Genomic DNA, 20,662 nt, shown 5'->3' with positions numbered 1-20,662 from the left:
CGCGAATTCAACTTCGAAGTGCGACACTCGCCTATGCCGCCTGACGGTACTCTTCGAATACCTTGACAGGCTGCCTGAATCCGAGACATTTCCGAGGTCGTAGGTTGAGCCACTGCTCCGCTCTCCTGACATCCTCGTCCGTGACCTCTCTCAGGTCTGTTCCCTTTGGGATAAACTGCCTCAACAGCCCATTGCTGTTCTCGTTCAGACCGCGCTCCCACGAAGAGTAAGGGTGCGCAAAGTAAGTCTCGGCACCCAGCGCTTCCTCTATCGCCTTGTGTTCGGCAAACTCGCCGCCGTTGTCAAAGGTGATGGTATGCACCTGCTCGATGTAGGGAGTTAACATCTCGATTATCGCATCCCGCACCACCCCAGCCTGTTTGCTCGCGACCCGCTTGACCAGATAGAGCCGGCTCTTGCGCTCCACCAGGGTGACCAGTGCACCTGTGCCTTGCTTGCCCAGCACCGTGTCCGCCTCCCAATCACCGAGCCGCTCCCGGCTATCGACGATAGCCGGCCGTTCATCAATAGAGCGGGCTTCCTTGATGGGAGAACGCAGGCTGCTCGCCCCCTTGCGGTAGCGCTTGTGGCCCTGGCGCAGATGGCGGTACAACTGGCCACCCCGGGCTTTGTCGGCGGCCACATGGCGGTATATCCACTCGTGACTCACCATGAGGCCTATCTGCTTGCCCACCGCGCTTATCTGCTCCGGGCTCCACCACCAGGCGAGTGTCAGCTCGACAAACTGGATGACATCGGCAGATAGCCGAGATTTGGCCGCACTGGCCCGTCGGTGGGTGGCGTGCTGATGCGCATTGTCTGGCTGGTAGCCCTGCGGCCCGGCGTTACGACGCAGCTCCCGGTAGAGGGTGGAGCGATGAACGCCAATGGCGCGTGCGGTGGCAAGGATGGACATCCCCTGTGCGCGAAGCACCGATAACTGGTATCGTTGCCCCTCGGTCAACTGCTGATAGCTCATGGTGATACTGCTTTTACTTTGGCGAGCAGAAGGGTACCACCAATCAGCAGTTGGCCACCTCTCGCCATTCATCCATGAGTGTCGCACTTATTATCTGAATTCCCGCTATCGTGATGGACCAGGGGCGGGGCGTTCCAAAAGAACTGTTAAAAAAGCGCGTCTGTCAAATGATATTAGAGAGTGGGTTACTAAAATTTTGAGCCGTTACTAAAATAGATCGCTATTGGTATTGCTGTTACTATCAAAAACACCGGTCTTAAGCCGGTGTTTTGTACGCTTATCCAGTCTATTTGTTAGATATTAGTGTCATTCATATCAACTTGGCTGGAATCGTGATCTGGTTAACATTCAAAATTCTGAATTAATGATAATAATGCCGCTTGAATATCTGTATGTAACAGATATTGGGGATACATTGCAGGATATAAGTATGAAATATATTGTTGTTGAAGATCATGTTGTACCTCAGCTTTTCACTACTGCAATTGAGGCTTACGAGTTTGAGCACAGAGCGCACCTAAAAGGAAAGGGGGCTATTAACCTTGAAACATTTGGCCTTTTGTGGGGGTATTCAATTCCTCAGAAAGGTGAAAATCCCGCTCGAATTGTATCTACAATGGCTACTGTTGAAACATCTGCATTAAGGCATCAAGACTGGGTACGGCCAGATCTTAATTCGATAATAACAAAAAAGGAGTTTTTTACGAAATACTGGCCTAATATAGAGCTGGTTGGCACATTTCACTCTCATCCATATGCAGATTTAGATACTGTCAATGAAATTAAGGGGTGGCGTGCATCGGATGGTGACAAAGATTTCTGGCCGTGGTTTCATGAGTATGTATCACCAGAGCAACCCCTATTGGCGCATATAATTGTAACCATTACTAAGCTTGAGCGGAAAGGATGGGCGTATCCGGATCGATTAAGGGGTAATGAGAGGAAAATGGGCTATGCACTGTCAGCTGATAATAGAAAGCTGTGGCTGCGTTCATATGGAAGTCAAATAGATTTTGATGATAATGGTGAGGAGACGTTTATTTTTAAAGATGATCTTCAAATGGAGATCCCCTCCCTTCAAAACAGATTTTGGGAAAATTCGTAATTTATTTTTTGGTTTACTGCAACGAGTTAATAATTATGTGTAGCTAATTTTGTCATCAGGCACCGGCCATGAAAAGGGCGGGCTCGCACTTTGTTAAGGAAATTCGAACAGGCCGACCGTCTGTGATCTAATCACGTCTCCATGCATGCGGCGCGCTCGGTGAGCGCCAAGGATGCGCGAGTCAATCCCGACCGGGAATCACATCCCTTGCTTCCCCATGCATCAAAATACGTAGGAGGCCCCGCAGAGGCGCGAATTTCCTTGCGTGCCAAGGACTCATAGTTGACTCATATGCGTAATCTGTTGGTCGCTCACAGTTTCAAATCGATGACCTGCCGACTGGCACAGCAGATGGGATAATCGCGTCCTCCCGAATTACTCCCCATCCTAGACGTCGAGCTGACCTGTACTCACAACCACCTTAATTAAAGTTCAAGACTTCTGCCTAAGATAGGTGTTTGATATGATTCATCTGACGCTTAAGTCTCTATGAAACTTAGCTACGACACTCTTGGGTGAGCTAAACGACTCTATCGCTACGTTTTTGTGCTTAGCAGTAAATTGAAATATGGATTTGTTGACAGATTTATCTGCAAAAGGAGGCCTAATGCAGACGTGGAAGTTCAGCATCAAACCTGAAAGCGATGAAGGGTATGATCCTTTTATTAAGTGCAAAGAGCTTGGCATGGTCGGAATAGGATGGTCTCATGGTTACGAAAATGAGCAGCCTAAGAACTTTGATGAAGCACAACTGTTAATAAAAGATACGTGGAATATCACGGATATCCCTAGACCAATTCAAATACTGTTTGATGAAATTAAACCTGGAGATCACCTTTGGATGCAAAGAAACGGTCACTACTATCTTTGCATTGCCGGGGATAAAAAATACATTGCAAGGGAAATATGTGAGGATTTTTATCATTACGATCTAGGTCACGCTATCGAGGCAAAATGGATCGAGGTCCCTGATGATTTAGTTTGTGGATCAGTACAAAGGGGAACTATTGCTCGGAGAATGGTTCAAAGAATTAACCTATCCGAAGCGGAGGTAAGACTTAATCGATATCTATTAACTCATCTATGTAATGACTTATCTCGCCTTCCAAGCATTGATATAGCGGCAATTCGTAGTGTTTTGGATACAATAGATCAAGATTCATTGTTTGGATTGCTATCTCCTGATGATGTCGAGGACATTGTTGCCTCAAAACTTCAGACGGAAGGTTGGATTTTGATAAAATCTACTTGCTTTCGCTCAAAACCTCACTTCGAGTTTTCCATGACAAATAGTGATGGAGAAACAGGCTTAGTTCAAGTGAAGTCGGGAAGGTGGCCATCTACGCTTAACCCTGCTGATTATGAAGAGTATCTGCGTGGAAATAACAAGGTTTTTTTATTCTCAACAAATCCAGATTCTTATCAAGGTGGAAGTATAGAAAATATCGTTTGTTTGACTAAAAATGAACTTATCGAGTGGATGAAAATGCACTGTAATTTGCTTACTTCTACAGTAAAGTTGAAATTGTCGTTACAAAACGGTTAACAAATTTTTTTGTACAGATCTAGTTATCACCTGACACCGGCCTCAAACCGGTGTCTTGTTTACGCTACTTTCGTGCGCCATTCCTTTGGTATCAATTTCAGACCCTTTCACCATGCTGCATCTATCACCCTACCTGATTACTAGCCCGCTCCAGCACATCCTCCAATGAGCTCGCCTGGGAGGGACTAATCGTGCAACCAAGTACCCAATCTAGCTAACAATTGGTTGCGTAGGTCTGATGATTGCAGCTGATTTCGTTGAACTGTTGGCGGCTGTAGCCGATGAGCTTGCAGGCTTTTCTGACGTTATTGAGCTCTTTGGCGAGCTCTAGCAGGCTGAGTTTATGACGTGCTACTTTCTCGTTGGTGGTCATACGGTGACTCCGGATAACACGGTAGGGGTACCGTTTTGTTATCCGGTTTGAAGCCGTATGACCACTCCCTTTTGTGGGCAACTGTCAGGTGAATACTATTTCCATACATGTCAATTTGAGCCTATAACGGGTATTTCTACCGCCTCCACCAGGTTCTTTTTCTAGGCAGTTTTTTTCCAGTAGATCAGTAAGGTGGCGCGTGGCTGTAGATTTGCTCACATGAGCAATTTTTTGATACTGGCTGGCACTAATGTACGGAAGGCCGTCCTGTGTGTAACCGTCGAGCAAATGATTCAGTATCATCACCTGTTCAGAGCACAATTGGTCACTAGCGTGTAGCAGCCAGAAGCGGTTTCGAGCAAGCGCATGGGTGCATGATTGTTGGGCCTGTTCTAGCGTGACGGTGAGTGTGTCCAAAAACCAATCCAGCCAAGGGGTGATATCCAGACCACCTCTCTGGGTCTGCTCCAGAGCGCGATAGTAAGCAGCTCGACGCTCAAAAATCACTGTCGACATGGCATACATACTGATGCTCTGGTTGTCGGCCTGAGAGAGTGCTAGATCGGTGAGGGCTCGGGTAATCCGTCCGTTACCGTCATCAAACGGATGTAACGTGACAAACCAAAGATGACAGATGGCGGCTCGCAGTAATGGGTCTAGGCAGGGATCATCGAGACTAGTTCTGAACCAGTCGATGAAAGTGGCTAATGCCTGCCCTAGTCCCTCACGTGGTGGGGCCTCGAAATGCACGATCAGTCGATCTCGCGCACCGGATATAACCTGCATCGGCTCATCACCACGCAGCTGGCCAACACGTATCTGATGCGATCTCCGGTCATCTGCGGGAAAAAGCCAGCGATGCCATTGCAGCATGCGTTCAAGCGTCAATTGCTCATCACTGCTAATTGCATCCACAATCATCGCGGCCAGTCCCTCGGATCTAACTGAGGTAGGGTAGGGTGACTGCTCCACTATCCCGAGGCGACATGCCAGAGATGCACGTAACGACTGCGCGTTCAGTTGCTGATTCTCGATGGCCGAGGACGCGACGATATTGGCCAGCAGCGTATCTAGGGCATGTGTCTGATGCGCCAGTGTTGTGCTGTGAGCTGACAAATGAAGGCCCTGGAGTAGTCCCAGATTGCGGTGTGCCAGACGTAGTCGTGGAAGTAATAGCCTCTCTTGCCAGCAAAAATGTGGCCAGTCCTCATGTTGCCAGATCCAGTCTACTGTCATCGATAATCTCGTTAATTCTGCGTCGCGGGCAAGCAGTGCAATGCCACAAATGAGCCGAATTGACACCTTATTCGGCTCACGGTATGAACCGATAATAGCCCTCATTCGGCTCATTCCACAACTCACAGCGCTGATTGACAACTGGCTGGGAACACTATTGATAGGCCAGGATTGCTTGACCAATTCCGTAAAACAGTTACCTCTGCGGTGACTGGTTTATGGCATCGGATCTCGGCTTGTAAAGACTTACTCTTCGTGCAGTTATTCAGCAGGGACAGCCTACTGCTTGATCCATGCATGCATGCAGGCTGTGGTTGGATACCCCGGTTTATCGTGCAACGGTAGTCACCGACCACACGTACTCTATGACTTGTTTAATCGCTTCGATTCTGATTGTTTCCGGATAAGGCTGGCAGATCATACATCACCAATAGTTGCCTCATTCAAGGCTGTGAGGTTTTTAAAGTACTGGGGGCGATTCAGGGATACCTCCACTGATACCGGTAAACTCCGCTAACATCGGTGCAATATGGTAGAGTGGTATCTCGAATTGCTAATGAAGTTTCTCGGATTTTCAATTAGATATGAATTATAGGTGAGAGTTTTTCCAGCCTTTACCAAGCTAGCTTTCTGTCTTCACTACCCACGGAAACTATGGCGTGACAAGAACGAACATCTGAGAACACAGCCAAGAGCGATTAGTTAACAGCAGGAGAAGATATGTCACTTAAGGCTATTGCTGCCGAACTCGGAATTTCTGTCACCACTGTCAGCCGAGCGCTTGGTGGGTTTTCTGATGTCTCGGCAGAGACCCGTATGCGTGTGGAGATGGAGGCACAACGTCGGGGTTACCGTCCAAACACCCAAGCAAGACGACTTAAAACTGGGAAAATTGATGCGGTTGGCTTTGTGTTTCCTGAACATGCCGTACCATTTAACAGCAGTGTGTTCATGGATATGGTCAGTTGTATAAGCCGTGAACTGGCCAAGCATGATATCGACTTACTGCTGATAGCTGATGATGAGGGGGCTGACAGTCACAGCTATATGCGTTTGGTCAAAAGCCGCCGGGTTGATGCTCTGATTGTGGCTCACACGTTGGACAACGATCCGCGCCTGATACACCTTCTTGAGGCTGGCATACCGTTTCTGGCTCTCGGAAAAGTGTTGTCCGGTCTTCCCTGTGCTTGGTTTGACTTTGATAACCATGCGGGCACGTGGCATGCCACGCAGCATCTCATTGCACTTGGGCATCAGCGAATTGCATTACTTAGTGAGGATAGTTCCCGGGCCTATGTCATGGCTCGACGCCAAGGTTGGCGAGATGCCCTAAGTCTACATAGCTTGCCTGAGACTTGGCTACGTTTAATTACCCCTACACGACGCGCTGGTTACCAAGCTGTGAACGAGCTAATGTCACTTCCACTTCCCCCTACCGCCATTATTACCGATAGCGACTTGAGTGGTGACGGTGCAGCCATATCGCTGTTGCTTTCTGACCATCTATATGGAGAGCATGCAGTCTCTCTAGTTGTCTACGACGGTTTGCCACAGGACAGTATCATAGAATTGGATGTGGCAGCCGTTCTTCAGTCAACAAGAGAGCGTGTCGGCCGTCAGGTTGCTGACATGATACGTAAACTCATCACAGATGTTTCTCCGGAAACGCTGCAAGTGCTCTGGCAGCCGGATTTTAATCCGGGTAAAACAGCCCTTCCCCCTTCGTCTTAGTTTTAACCAGATCACACATCCGAAACGTTTTGGTTGATGGCCGAAACGTTTCGGATCAACAGTAGGACATACTCGAAAACGGAGATGTCTTATGGAACCGACGTACCGCAGGCTGAGCAGCCCCCACTCAAACCTGATTATTAAAACTCACCCTTATGCCGAGATAGTTTGGTGGGGATCCGCTCTGCAACACTTTAATCCAGATGACTGTATTAGCCTCGAAAGACCGGTTGCGAATGGTCGTCTAGATATAGACACGCCGTTGACCTTAATGGCTGAGAACGGACTAGGACTTTTTGGCTCTCCAGGGCTGGAGGGACACCGAAATGGTCTCGATGCATCGCCAGTGTTCAGAACCGTCAGAGTCGAGCAGATCGGAGAAGTACTCACTCTGACGAGTGAGGATTCGGTGGCGGGCCTACGGATGGTGAGTGAGTTGATACTGACATCTTCAGGCGTACTGAAAATGCGGCATGCCCTAACGAACCTCCGTGAAGGGGATTGGCAGGTTAATCGTTTCGCGATCACTTTACCTGTGGCTGAGCGAGCGGGAGAAGTGATGGCCTTTCATGGACGCTGGACACGCGAGTTTCAACCGCACCGGGTCCGACTAACACATGATGGTTTTGTCTTAGAAAACCGCCGGGGCAGAACGTCCCATGAGCATTTTCCAGCGCTGATTGCAGGTACTCCTGGCTTTTCTGAACAGCAAGGTGAGGTGTGGGCTGCACATCTGGGCTGGAGCGGAAACCATCGCATGAAATGTGAGGTCAAAACTGACGGGCGACGTTACCTTCAGGCGGAAGCCTTATGGATGCCTGGAGAGAAAGCACTTAAGCAGGATGAAACCCTGTATACCCCTTGGTTGTACGCCTGCCATTCCCCTGATGGTCTCAACGGCATGAGCCAGCAATATCACCGTTTTTTGCGTGATGAAATCATTCACTTCCCTGATCAGAAACCTCGTCTGGTGCACCTCAACACTTGGGAAGGTATTTATTTTGACCACAACCCTGACTACATCGCGCAGATGGCTGAGCGCGCAGCAGCACTTGGTGTCGAGCGATTCATTATCGACGATGGCTGGTTCAAAGGGCGCAATGATGATCATGCAGCCCTAGGTGACTGGTATCTAGATGAACAGAAATATCCAGATGGGCTAATGCCAGTGATTAATCATGTGAAATCTCTTGGCATGGAGTTTGGAATTTGGCTAGAACCCGAAATGATCAATCCAGACTCTGACCTCTTTCGCCTGCATCCCGATTGGGTGCTATCAATGCCGGGCTATACACAACCAACCGGAAGACACCAGTACGTTCTCAACCTGAATATTCCCGAAGCTTTTACATACATTTATGAACGTTTTTTATGGCTACTGGGCGAACACCCTGTTGACTATGTGAAGTGGGACATGAACCGTGAACTTGTCCAAGCGGGGCATGAAGGTCGTGCAGCGGTGGACTCACAGACCAGACAGTTTTACCGGCTATTGGAGCTTTTGAGAAAACGTTTCCCTCGAGTTGAGTTTGAATCCTGTGCTTCTGGTGGCGGGCGTATCGACTTTGAGGTGCTTGCTCGCACACATCGTTTTTGGGCTTCTGATAACAATGATGCCTTAGAGAGATGCACCATACAGCGTGGGATGAGTTACTTCTTCCCTCCGGAGGTTATGGGAGCACACATTGGTAGCCATCGTTGCCATGCCACCTTCCGGCAACACAGCATTGCTTTTCGCGGCTTGACGGCTCTTTTTGGGCATATGGGCCTAGAGCTGGACCCGGTGACAGCAAGTGAAGACGAATCTGCTGGTTACTGTCGATATGCTGCGCTCTACAAAAAATGGCGTCAGCTTATTCACACCGGCACGTTGTGGCGGGTTGATATGCCAGACGTTGCAACTCAGGTTCAAGGCGTCGTGAGCTCAGATCAAACGCAGGCGCTTTTTCTCGTGAGTCAGCTCGCGATGCCTGATAACACCTTACCGGGAACCCTGCGTATCCCGGGGTTGGAAGCGCAGGCCCGTTATCGCCTCCACGTTGTTGATCATCCCGATCTTCAACTGGTTGGTGAGGGGGGGCATACCATGCGTAGGTTGCCAGAATGGATGTGCCAGAACACCGAGGTCTGCGGAGAATGGCTAGCACTGGCTGGTATTCAGCTTCCCATACTGGATCCGGAAAGCGCCATGCTAATAGCTCTTGAGCGTTTGGCATAATAAGACCTGGGCCGGTCTCGGCCCTTTCTATTCTATCCCGAGAGGATAAAAATAATGAATGCGCCTAGTACTCATAAGAAAAAGGATTTCTGGATTTTCGGCCTGTTCTTTTTTCTCTACTTTTTCATTATGGCAACCTGTTTTCCATTTCTACCTGTTTGGTTGTCTGACGTTGTTGGATTAAGTAAAACAGATACCGGAATTGTTTTTTCATGCTTGTCATTGTTTGCAATTAGTTTCCAGCCTCTGCTGGGGATTATCTCAGATCGTCTTGGCCTAAAAAAACATCTGATGTGGCTCATTAGCCTGCTTCTGGTACTGTTCGCCCCTTTCTTTCTGTACGTGTTTGCTCCGCTCTTGCGGTTTAGCATCTGGGCTGGAGCTCTGAGTGGTGGATTATATATCGGCTTTGTTTTTTCAGCTGGGGCCGGTGCCATTGAGGCGTATATTGAACGTGTCAGCCGCAGCAGCGGGTTTGAATACGGTAAGGCTAGGATGTTCGGTTGTCTAGGATGGGCTCTCTGTGCCACCACGGCAGGACTACTCTTCAACATTGATCCATCCCTGGTGTTCTGGATGGGTTCAGGCTGCGCGTTATTGCTGGTTCTTTTATTGGCGTTGGCGCGTCCAGGAACCAGTCAGACGGCGATGGTCATGAATGCGTTGGGCGCGAACTCCCCCGTGATTTCCGGAAAAATGGTATTTAGTTTATTTCGTATGCGTCAGATGTGGATGTTTATGCTCTACATGATTGGAGTTGCCTGCGTTTATGACGTTTTTGACCAGCAGTTTGCTACATTCTTCCGATCCTTTTTTGATACACCAGAGGAGGGGATTAGAGCATTTGGTTTTGCCACTACGGCTGGCGAGATTTGCAATGCCATCATTATGTTCTGTTCTCCTTGGGTGATTAACCGCATCGGTGCTAAAAACACGTTGATTGTTGCTGGACTGATTATGGCTATCCGCATCACTGGGTCGGCCTTTGCTACTACAGCAACTGAAGTAGTTATCCTGAAAATGCTACATGCTCTAGAAGTGCCATTCCTATTGGTCGGCGCGTTCAAGTATATCTCAGGTGTTTTTGATATCCGGCTATCAGCATCTATTTATCTGATCGGCTTTCAATTCTCAAAACAATTGGCAGCGATATTCCTCTCAATCTTTGCAGGTCACCTGTATGACAGTATTGGATTCCAGAGCACCTATCTGGTACTGGGTGGAATCGTCTTGGCTGTTACCGTCATATCTATATTCACCCTGAGTAATTCCCGCAAATCGGTAACTTCTTCAACAGAACCTACAATAGAACTTAAGGAGGTCCGCGTATGAAACAACGTATTGCGACTGCACACTCTGCACTTGATTCACTCCTTAGTCATCGCGGTGTTACTTGGTATCCATCATTTCATTTGGCTCCTCCAGCCGGGTGGATGAATGACCCGAACGGGCTTATATATTTTGGTGGACGCTATCATGCGTTTTATCAGCACCACCCTGCAAGCGAGCATCAAGGATCTATGCACTGGGGACATGCCACCAGTAAAGATATGCTGCACTGGCAACACGAACAGATTGCACTGGCTCCAAGTGAAGAATATGACAGAGATGGGTGTTTCTCTGGTTGTGCTGTGGACGATAATGGAGAGTTGTCGCTGGTCTACACTGGCCATGTCTGTCTGGAAGAGCGAGGGGATGACAGTCTTATCCGTGAGGTGCAGTGTTTAGCTACTAGTCGTGACGGAATTAATTTTGAAAAACAGGGATGTGTGCTGACCCCACCGGAAGGAATCATGCATTTTCGTGATCCGAAGGTCTGGCGGGAGAATGGATTTTGGTGGATGGTTATTGGCGCACGAGATGCTTCTGATACCGGTCAGGTACTTCTATATCGCGGTACGTCACTGCGGGACTGGCATCTGGAACGGGTACTAGCGCACTCGGCCTCTGGGTCAAGCTATATGTGGGAATGCCCGGACTTCTTCCACTGTGGCGACCACCACTGGCTAATGTTCTCTCCACAGGGGATGAAAGAGGAAAAATTCCGATTTCGCAACCGTTTTCAGAGTGGTGTGTTGCCTGGTCACTGGCAACCTGGAACTGCATTTGCCGTAACCGGTGAATTCGAAGAACTTGACCACGGGCATGATTTTTATGCTCCGCAATCTTTTGTCGCTGATGACGGCAGACGAATCATAATGGCTTGGATGAACATGTGGGAGTCCCCAATGCCTACCAAGCGCGAAGCGTGGGCGGGCTGTTTGACACTACCGAGAGAGCTTTATGAACGCAATGGGCGTTTGTGCCAGCGTCCTGTCAAAGAAGTTCAGTCTCTTCGTAAAGCCCGCCAGCCGCTACTATTTGAGAAGCTTAGCGGTACACATTTGCTCACTGAAGATGCGAATGCTGTAGAGCTTGAACTGACTTGGCATACCGGCGACAGTCAAGCAGAACACTATGGAATCCGTTTGGGGGAAGGGCTCCGGCTCTATGTAGATAACCAAGCTGGACGGTTGGTACTCTGGCGTTATTACCCGGATGAGGGACTGGATGGTTATCGCAGCATTGCTCTGCCTGATGGGGTTCATCTGACACTTCGTGTTTTCCTGGATCTCTCGTCTGTGGAGGTATTTGTTAACGATGGGGATGCGACCTTGTCCAGTCGTATTTACCCGCAGCCAGGAAAGCGCCAGTTGTCGCTGTATTCAGCGCATGGAGAAACTGTATTGATGGGCGGCTCTCTGTGGACGTTGGCTTGAAAAATGGTACTGCTGCTAAAAGCGGCAGTATATTTGGTTCAATAATGCTGAAATAGTTAGTTTGATGAGCCAAATATAAATGTCGTGAGCAGATTTATATCAAAATCGAGAGAAATATTCAGGTGCAGCAGTGGGTTACTGATTTGTGCCGTAGAGAGTGACTGTTTTTAAACATATAGATATGGCTCATTCCTTAAACCTAAAATGTAAACAATGGCCCATCATCTCATTCTCGTGGAGCAAGGACAGAATGATAGTTCTGTACAGGTCAACTATGTCTTATAGGTTGCACCACTGACTGTGGTGCATGTTTTTCATTTATCTATCAAGCATTTTTTATTAGTTATTTTACATTTTTCTATGTATGGTTTTATCTTCTTGAGAGTCATGTATGCAGCCTGGTAGTATTAATTTCTGTTAATAAAAATCGTTAGAGGTTCACGATCTAGTGATGTGGTAAAGTTGTTTTAATTTAACCCCGCGTGGAAATCAATGGTAGTAATAAAGTAGTAATAAAAAATGGGTGATCGCCTATTGAATATTATCTTTTTATATATGTGGTAGATAAGTTTTAGTGACCTTTGATGTCAAGGTTTGGATAGTTTAAAAGCAATTCTTTTTTTACTTCTTGCACATTTAAATTTGATCTTGATATGATCATATGACCAGTGTCTATGAACGCATCCGTATTCTTGCCATTAATCTTATCTATTGCATTTTCTACACCAACAAAACCTATTTTATATGGTTTTTGGACAGCTAAAGCAGTAAATACATTATTTTCTAACCCATCCAGCAATCTCTGGTTAATATCAAAGCCAATATTCACCATCTCTTTGTTAGGTGGTGATTGTTCTAATGCAAGTAATAAGCTAGGGAAGGTGCGAATAAGTCACCAAGTACAAAAATACGCCTTTGTAAGCATTTGAATTAAATCGACTAAAATTTTCAGTTTTGTTGTGGAGGGTACTTGTTCTCACCCTCCCTAGCCTAGGTTGGTGAGCTGACTCACCTTTGACGATGGTTATGGCTCGAGAATCGCTAAAGCGTGATTTTCTAGTGTACAACCTCCAGCATCTCAAGATACGAGATATATTTTATTATATGTCCCCCAGTTTTCCGGGGGATTATATTAGTAACTCCAACAATTACGGCCTTTTTCCTTGCTACGATATAGGGCTGCATCAGCAAGTGATATTGCCTCTATGTAATTACGTTGGCCTTTCGTTACACCAATACTAAGCGTCACGGTACAGTTTTTTTCTCGCCATTTTAGTTTACATACCTGCTTCTGAAGCCGATCTAAAAGTTTAGGAACTATCTCTGAATCAACCATTAGGATTGCTGCAAACTCATCACCTCCAATTCTGTACACATTTTCTAGACCAAGAACTGATACTAAAGTATCAACTACTCTGCATAAAACTAGATCACCAAGTTGATGGCCATAGTTGTCGTTTATTTTTTTAAAGTCATCAAGATCTATAAGTATGAGTGTATAATCTGAAGAAGACATATCAATCGCTTCTAGGTCTTGGTTGAATGCTCTACGATTGAACACACCTGTAAGAGGATCTAATCGAAGTTCTTTTTGATGAATATGATACTTTTTCTCAAGAGCCTCTATCTCATCTAGATTTTTTCCAACAAACCAAGAGTAAAGTTTTTTATCATTCGATACTCTTTCAATTTCATTGCCGTCAATCTGCTGAATTCTATCTGATATCAATGTTTGTTCATGTTTGAATATACGAATTAATAGCATGATTCCAAACCCAGCCAACAGCGCAATAGCTGTTGTTGGGAAAAGTACTTTACTCATTTCTGATTTTAGTATGTCTGTAAAATGACTAGGTGGTAAATATAGCCCCAATTGCCATTCTGACCCAGGTAATTCATGTAAAATTAAAGAGCCATTCCAAGTCTTTGCTAAAGAAAAATAATTTTTTGGTGATAAGGTTGTATTTGCATCTAGCAAGTTAGGGTTTACAATTGAAATTAAGTTCTGTGATGGTTTATGTTCTAAATATAAAGATGCATTAAGCTCTCCGAGGGAATATCTAAGAGTTTGATGTAGTGATTCTAAAGGGGCATCAACTAATAATAAACCAAGTATTGTACCAGTGGAATCAATAACTTTCTTTCCAAAAATCAATACTGAGCTGTTATCTACTTTTTCATATATACCAACCCAAGATGGTTCATCAGTACTCTTATTAAGGAGGTCAGCCCATGGTCGATGCTGAGGCTTAAAGTAACCTATAGTTGTTTGTAGTGGATAACTTTCAATTGTATTTGAATTTAGATCGTAATAATGGATAGCGTGCTGATTTGGCATTTTAATACGATGTACAATTGGCCAGTATTGATTAATAGCAGATTCTCCACTTCTTAAAGCATCTAGATCTAAATGTGCAGACAGAACTTCCAGTTGAATCTTGTTGGTATTGAAAATCTTTTTTAAATACGATTTTTCAAGAACGGTTAACAGGTGATTGTAATTAACCAAGTGCAATCTAACAACATGCTTGTAATTAACTATAGCCATGTAAGTAGTCAGCATTAAAGTTAGCAGTATTATAAGTGACAACGCTTTGAAGAATAAATAATTTAATCTAGATTGAGATGCTCTCACTTTGTTTACCCCTCCTACGTTCAATTAGATGAACAAAGATAAATGATATTCCGCTAACGATAGCGATAAAATTTCCTGCGCTTTGTATACCATTATTCTTGGAATAAGGTGCGCCACTATTTCTACGTGTTTGATATGTTTTTATCTTAAAAAGACAAAAGTTATTTTTTAAAAAAATAGCGGCATTATATTCTATCCAAAAATTTTGCTAGTGGTTCTGGGCGGGAAATTTGATATCCCTGAATTCTTTTAACTCCGCAAGAAATAACAAAGTCTTTCTCCCATTCGGTTTCTACTCCTTCTGCGAGCACTTGGCATTTGGCCAGATTCCCTATCTGAACTAGTAGTTTATATAACTGCTGACCTTTATATGTAGAGCAATCTTTCAATAATGAACGGTCAAGCTTTACTTTATCAAATGGGTATTTCATTAAGTGTGGGAAAGACGCGAATCCAGCCCCAAAATCATCCATGGCAACATTAATCCCAAGCGACTGTAACTTCTTAATGGTATTAGATAATTCTACCGTGTTATCAAGTAAAGTTTCTTCAGTAATCTCAATCTCAATTTTATTCGGGTCAACCTCAAAAAATTCTATACGAGATGTTAAGTAGCAAACAAAATTACGTTGGCTAAATGTGGAAGCGGAAATGTTAAGCGCGACACGTTCTAATCTATTTAATGGCATTTTCTGCATGTCAGCTAATACTAGGTCAATAACAATATAATCGAGCATTGGCATAGCATCTAATTGTTGAAAATCAGATATAAAACTCGGACCACAGAGTTCTCCTGACTCATCAAGATAACGAATGAGAGCCTCTACACTTAACGGTGAGTTTGAGCTGGACTCTTGGCATTGGTAGTACATTAAGAATTTTCCTTTTTTTACCATACCTTCAACTCGTATTTGTGCTTTTGCTCGCTCTTGATTGTTACGTGCGGAGGACCTAATCTCTGCTAGCAGATGACCAAGAGTGATCCGTTTGATATCACAGCCATCATTCCGTTCATTTATACCCGTGCCTGCAAACGAAATATAAAATGGTTTATATATATATATGCCAATTGTTATTATAAATAATTGCAATAGCGAACCATCGATACTATTACCCATCGCTATATACCCACTCAACAATGGTGGTGTCATCCAATCTATAGTTGTAATTATTGGGTTTACAAGGCCAATAGATATAGCAAAATAAGCAATGCCAAAACTAATTAATGGTACAAAAATAAATGGTATTATGAGTAGTGGGTTGAAAATTATAGGTAGCCCAAACAATAAGACTTCATTTATATTAAATACAACCATTGGCAAAGCTGCCAGAGCTAGCATTGTATGATTACGGTTCTGTGAAAATAATAGAATGCAGAATAGTAAACAAATGCTGTTGCCAGACCCCCCCATGGAGAGGAATGCATCGTAGAACCCTTGGCTAACAATATTTACAGGCACTATTCCAGCATGTGCATCAGCAAGGTTATGTTCTGTAGCTTGATAAAGCATTTGTTTTATTGGAAGTAGGAAGTTATGCCCATTAATACCAATTGAACCTAACAAGCCTAATATGGTCTGATATAGAAGTCCGCCTGACCAAGTTAATGGATTAAGTCTATATTCGCCGAAGTTCTCAACAGATAAATTAAATATATACTTACTAAGTGTAGATAGACCAAGTACTAGAATTGCAAAACAAGAAAACCGAGCAACATGCAAAGAGATGGCTAAGGGGAAATCGAGTGAATGTGGAACAAGATCTCGTAATGTAACCTTCTTGCAGTAGATTAAGGTTAAAATCGGGCTTGCTAAAGCCAATATAGTGTTATTTGGGAGGTAAAAAACAGGGGAGTATAAGTTGTTTGCATGAGATAAACTATAGAATAGTATTATTGCGTATACAATAAAAGCACCACTATTTATAGATGTTTTGTGAGATAAATAGTAACTAGTTAACACACAAAGTGCAAGAGGATAAAAATTAATTAAAGTGTGTGAAAGTTGAATTAGTAGATCTGATATAGTAGCATAATTTGCGTGAGCAAAGCCCTGCCCAAGCAAAACACACAATGAGTTTGTAAGTGTTAATGGTAATAGAAGTAGTGCAATTGCTGAAATGTCATATATATATGAGCTAAAAGCATGCTGAAGCTTATCTCTATTTTCTTTTAAACTGTTCTTAATAAACAATTTAACCTCTGTATTGAATTGTTTTATAATGTATTTAATCAGGTGAGAGTCGATGTGGCTTTTTAACAAGATTGGGTTGTTATAACTTTTGACTTTCCATTATGCAGTGTATGAGTCATTTACCCCTGACATTAATAGACATGGCTATATTTACGGTAACTACTATTGTTTCATTGTTGTGTCTGGTTGAAATATAATAATAAGTTCAACCTGAAGTCATGCCAATCATGGACATTATAATAATAAATAGGACTGTATGAAGTACAGTCTTAATATAAGATGAGTTATTCGTTGTATGCATTTTATTTTTCAATTCTGTACATCTCTCTTGTTTTTTTGTGTTTAATTGAGTATGAGTGGTCGGAAAGTATACATAGGAAATGCTGAACGCCGACTGTATGAATGGGGGGTTACAGACTGTACAGATCTACTTATCACCTGAGACCAGCCTCAAACTGAGGTCTTGGTTACTAGATTGGCCCCTTAAAGATCCAGACACTTCGCCCCTCTTAACTTAAGAGGTAGTCTTGAAACTATGTGCAGTACTAGTCACAACGAGAAGATGGTCGAAGTATTAACAGGGGCAGAGCGCCGTCGACGCCGGACTCCGCAAGAGAAAATCGCTATCGTGCAGCAGACCTTTGAGCCTGGGATGACCGTCTCTCATGTCGCTCGCTTGCACGACGTCAACGCCAACCAGCTTTTCAAATGGCGCAAACAATTCCAAGAATGGTCGCTCACGGCGATCACCGCCGGTGAGGATGTTGTTCCTGCCTCCGAGTTGGCTGCTGCCATCAAGCAGGTCCGAGTGCTCCAGCGTCTGCTCGGGAAGAAGACCATGGAGAACGAGATCCTCAAAGAAGCCGTGGAGTATGGCCGAGCAAAAAATGGATTGCGCATGCGCCCTTGTTGCCGGGGGACGACGATTAAGTGGTGTGAGCCAAGCCCTTAATGTATCGCGTGCTCAGCTATCCGTTCGTGTTCATCGAAAACCAGGTTGGCAAGATGGTCGTCATCATCGCCTGCATGATGATGCTGCCTTACTTGGCCGGATCATGGAGGCGATGGCTGAGCTTCACTCCTATGGCTATCGTCGAGTCTGGGCGCTGTTACGGCGTCAGTCAGAGGCAACACGACAGCCTCTGGTAAACGCCAAACGGGTATATCGCGTCATACGCGATCATGGACTGCTGCTGGAAAGAATACCGGCTGCACCATTGACCCTGCGGGCACATAAGGGACGTGTTGCCGCCAAGGAGAGCAATCGACGTTGGTGCTCAGCGAGCTGTAGCTGACGCACAACTTTCTTATTGGTGGTCATGCGCTGATTCCAGATAACACGGTAAGGGTATGGTTTTATTATCCGGTGTGAAGTCGTATGACGACTCCCTTTGGTGGGCAACTGTCAGGTGAATACCGTATCCATACACGTTTCAGTCCATGCTATCCAATTGACCACCAAGCGCAATCAGTTTAGCTAATGATGGCTTAGTTTTAATAATTTGAGCTTATGGATAAGTTTATGCAATATACTGACTATTCAAAAACGTAAACCTCTCTGCAATCCTGTAGATAATAGATTGAGCATTCAAAATTTCATTACAGAAAAAATCAATGAATTGGAAGTGATTTACTCAAATCTTATTGATTTTAGTAATGCTAGGATGAGAATAATATGAGAGGATTGATGAAGATATGATAGATGGAGGCATTGCATGCCAGTTGCACCTTTGATTAGTCCAAAGATATTTGAGATTGCCCCTGGATTTCGCGCTATAAGTATTACGGTCTTGGCGTCAGAAATAATTGATTCTGATGTAGCGACTCAGGCACTTTTAGACTCATATAAGTGTGTGCATGAGGATAATCCTACTTGGGCCGAAGCACACCTTGCTGCATGGGGAGAGGTATTTAAGACGTTTGGTGCAAAACCGAAGAGAACGCCATGCTCTGCCGAGGCTTTACGTAATAGAGTCCTAAAGGATGGTGGGATCACAAGTGCAGATCCTATCGTTGATCTCTATAATGCCATCAGCATTAAATATGCAATTCCTGTCGGTGGTGAAAACTACGAAGCATATGTTGGGATACCACACCTAACAATTGCTGAAGGTACAGAAGCATTTGATACAGTCAAATCAGGCCAGCCAGCAAATGAACCACCAGAGAAAGGGGAAGTCATTTGGAGAGATGAAGCAGGAGTAACCTGCCGTAGATGGAATTGGCGTCAAGGTGTAAGAACTCGACTGGATGAGCATGCAAAAAAGATGTGGTTCATTTTAGAAAGTCTGCCAGAAATGCCGCGTGAGGCCCTACAGGCTGCTAGTGATGACCTTATTTCTGGTCTCAAGAAAATGATGCCAGAAGCGCAAATTGTATTTACATACGTTGAAGATAAAGAATAAATAAGTTTATTTATCGCGTTTCTCTATATCTCAACCTTCTTCTGCCAAAGAGAAGGTTGAATTTTGATTAATTTCATGGCTAGGGAACACAAGAGATGTTTTCAGGACTAAGTGCTTTTCCCCTGACGCCCGTCAACCATCACGGCATCGATGAAAGGGCCTATATCCACCTGATAGAGCGATTAGCTCTAGCCAATGTTGACTCGATTGGCGCACTGGGTTCTACAGGAAGCTATATCTACCTAAGCCGTGAGGAAAGGGCCAAAGCGGCGTCACTTGCTGTCAATCATGGGAAGGTGCGAACAAGTCCCTGATATGAGATCATGTTTGTCATCTGGAGCCATGGAACAGGGTTCATCATGAGTCATCAGCTCACCTTCGCCGACAGTGAATTCAGCAGTAAGCGCCGTCAGACCAGAAAAGAGATTTTCTTGTCCCGCATGGAGCAGATTCTACCATGGCAAAACATGGTGGAAGTCATCGAGCCGTTTTACCCCAAGGCTGGTAATGGCCGGCGACCTTATCCGCTGGAAACCATGCTACGCATTCACTGCATGCAGCATTGGTACAACCTGAGCGATGGCGCGATGGAAGATGCTCTGTACGAAATCGCCTCCATGCGTCTGTTTGCCCGGTTATCCCTGGATAGCGCCTTGCCGGACCGCACCACCATCATGAATTTCCGCCACCTGCTGGAGCAGCATCAACTGGCCCGCCAATTGTTCAAGACCATCAATCGCTGGCTGGCCGAAGCAGGCGTCATGATGACCCAAGGCACCTTGGTCGATGCCATCATTGAGGCACCCAGCTCGACCAAGAACAAAGAGCAGCAACGCGATCCGGAGATGCATCAGACCAAGAAAGGCAATCAGTGGCACTTTGGCATGAAGGCCCACATTGGTGTCGATGCCAAGAGTGGCATGACCCACAGCCTAGTCACCACCGCGGCCAACGAGCATGACCTCAATCCGCTGGGTAATCTGCTGCATGGAGAGGAGCAATTTGTCTCAGCCGATGCCGGCTACCAAGGGGCGCCACAGCGCAAGGAGCTGGCCGAGGTGGATGTGGACTGGCTGATCGCCGAGCGCCCCGGCAAGGTAAGAACCTTGAAACAGCATCCACGCAAGAACAAAACGGCCATCAACATCGAATACATGAAAGCCAGCATCCGGGCCAAGGTGGAGCACCCATTTCGCATCATCAAGCGACAGTTCGGCTTCGTGAAAGCCAGATACAAGGGGTTGCTGAAAAACGATAACCAACTGGCGATGTTATTCACGCTGGCCAACCTGTTTCGGGCGGACCAAATGATACGTCAGTGGGAGAGATCTCACTAAAAACTGGGAATAACGCCTTAAATGGCGAAGAAACGGTCTAAATAGGCTGATTCAAGGCATTTACGGGAGAAAAAATCGGCTCAAACATGAAGAAATGAAATGACTGCGTCAGCCGAGAAGAATTTCCCCGCTTATTCGCACCTTCC

Annotated in this window: 14 protein-coding genes and 2 pseudogenes; 10 read left to right on the top strand and 6 right to left on the bottom strand. The window is 45.3% G+C overall.

All coding sequences use genetic code 11. From position 1 onward, the window contains the following. Positions 1-31: 31 nt before the first annotated feature. The gene (locus AB5Y67_RS21075; protein ID WP_019706001.1) at positions 32-979 is read right to left on the bottom strand and encodes an IS30-like element ISAs2 family transposase; all 948 of its coding nucleotides are present in this window, start codon (positions 977-979) and stop codon (positions 32-34) included. 430 nt (positions 980-1,409) lie between these two features. On the opposite strand from AB5Y67_RS21075, the gene AB5Y67_RS21070 reads away from it, so the two are divergent. Further along, a complete protein-coding gene (locus AB5Y67_RS21070; RefSeq protein ID WP_325793932.1) occupies positions 1,410-2,084 on the top strand; it encodes a hypothetical protein in 675 nt (224 codons plus the stop codon). A 607-nt stretch (positions 2,085-2,691) separates the two neighbouring features. Further along, a complete protein-coding gene (locus AB5Y67_RS21065) occupies positions 2,692-3,630 on the top strand; it encodes a hypothetical protein (RefSeq protein WP_266134011.1) in 939 nt (312 codons plus the stop codon). A gap of 229 nt (positions 3,631-3,859) precedes the next feature. On the opposite strand, the pseudogene AB5Y67_RS21060 reads toward AB5Y67_RS21065, so the two are convergent. Together AB5Y67_RS21060 and AB5Y67_RS21055 are read right to left on the bottom strand one after the other, a co-directional pair. Beyond that, positions 3,860-4,003: pseudogene (locus AB5Y67_RS21060) on the bottom strand (IS481 family transposase); the annotation flags it as partial. 84 nt (positions 4,004-4,087) lie between these two features. Beyond that, positions 4,088-5,239: a Fic family protein gene (locus AB5Y67_RS21055; RefSeq protein WP_325794201.1), complete on the bottom strand. Its 1,152-nt coding sequence runs from the start codon at positions 5,237-5,239 to the stop codon at positions 4,088-4,090. A 720-nt stretch (positions 5,240-5,959) separates the two neighbouring features. Between AB5Y67_RS21055 and AB5Y67_RS21050 the strand changes: the two genes are divergently transcribed. The 4 genes from AB5Y67_RS21050 (at position 5,960) to AB5Y67_RS21035 (ending at position 11,947) form a co-directional block, all read left to right on the top strand. Then, positions 5,960-6,970 (top strand): substrate-binding domain-containing protein, encoded by a 1,011-nt coding sequence (locus AB5Y67_RS21050; RefSeq protein ID WP_201952323.1) that lies wholly within the window; start codon positions 5,960-5,962, stop codon positions 6,968-6,970. Positions 6,971-7,061: 91 nt separating this feature from the next. Next, a complete protein-coding gene (locus AB5Y67_RS21045; protein WP_201952320.1) occupies positions 7,062-9,188 on the top strand; it encodes an alpha-galactosidase in 2,127 nt (708 codons plus the stop codon). A gap of 54 nt (positions 9,189-9,242) precedes the next feature. Continuing rightward, a complete protein-coding gene (locus AB5Y67_RS21040; RefSeq protein WP_201952317.1) occupies positions 9,243-10,520 on the top strand; it encodes an MFS transporter in 1,278 nt (425 codons plus the stop codon). Continuing rightward, on the top strand, positions 10,517-11,947 hold the full coding sequence (locus AB5Y67_RS21035; RefSeq protein WP_201952314.1) for a glycoside hydrolase family 32 protein: 1,431 nt from the start codon (positions 10,517-10,519) through the stop codon (positions 11,945-11,947). Before AB5Y67_RS21040 ends, AB5Y67_RS21035 begins: the two co-directional genes overlap by 4 nt. A 571-nt stretch (positions 11,948-12,518) precedes the next feature. Here the strand turns inward: AB5Y67_RS21035 and AB5Y67_RS21030 are convergent. The 3 genes from AB5Y67_RS21030 to AB5Y67_RS21020 all read right to left on the bottom strand — a co-directional run bounded on the left by AB5Y67_RS21030 (position 12,519) and on the right by AB5Y67_RS21020 (position 16,774). Then, positions 12,519-12,779 (bottom strand): hypothetical protein, encoded by a 261-nt coding sequence (locus AB5Y67_RS21030; protein WP_151285620.1) that lies wholly within the window; start codon positions 12,777-12,779, stop codon positions 12,519-12,521. Between the two features lie 300 nt (positions 12,780-13,079). After that, a complete protein-coding gene (locus AB5Y67_RS21025; RefSeq protein ID WP_325794199.1) occupies positions 13,080-14,582 on the bottom strand; it encodes a diguanylate cyclase in 1,503 nt (500 codons plus the stop codon). A 185-nt stretch (positions 14,583-14,767) separates the two neighbouring features. Then, positions 14,768-16,774, bottom strand: coding sequence for an EAL domain-containing protein (locus tag AB5Y67_RS21020; RefSeq protein WP_325794198.1), 2,007 nt, complete (start codon positions 16,772-16,774; stop codon positions 14,768-14,770). Positions 16,775-17,336: 562 nt separating this feature from the next. On the opposite strand from AB5Y67_RS21020, the pseudogene AB5Y67_RS21015 reads away from it, so the two are divergent. From AB5Y67_RS21015 to AB5Y67_RS21000, 4 genes and pseudogenes are all read left to right on the top strand, one after another. Further along, a pseudogene (locus AB5Y67_RS21015) lies at positions 17,337-18,054 on the top strand (transposase); the annotation flags it as partial. Positions 18,055-18,489: 435 nt separating this feature from the next. Continuing rightward, positions 18,490-19,179, top strand: coding sequence for a B3/4 domain-containing protein (locus AB5Y67_RS21010; protein WP_100652441.1), 690 nt, complete (start codon positions 18,490-18,492; stop codon positions 19,177-19,179). 95 nt (positions 19,180-19,274) lie between these two features. Next, positions 19,275-19,493 (top strand): dihydrodipicolinate synthase family protein, encoded by a 219-nt coding sequence (locus AB5Y67_RS21005; RefSeq protein WP_235634715.1) that lies wholly within the window; start codon positions 19,275-19,277, stop codon positions 19,491-19,493. Positions 19,494-19,538: 45 nt separating this feature from the next. Continuing rightward, entirely contained in the window at positions 19,539-20,516 is a 978-nt protein-coding gene (locus tag AB5Y67_RS21000; RefSeq protein WP_368208070.1) for an IS5-like element IS5 family transposase, read from the top strand. Positions 20,517-20,662: the final 146 nt, after the last annotated feature.

Origin of the sequence: Aeromonas sp. s12 (assembly GCF_040907925.1) — a bacterium.
Taxonomy (GTDB): domain Bacteria; phylum Pseudomonadota; class Gammaproteobacteria; order Enterobacterales; family Aeromonadaceae; genus Aeromonas; species Aeromonas veronii.
Note: the sequence above shows the minus strand (reverse complement) of the source record. Positions and strands in the feature narration are given on the sequence as shown.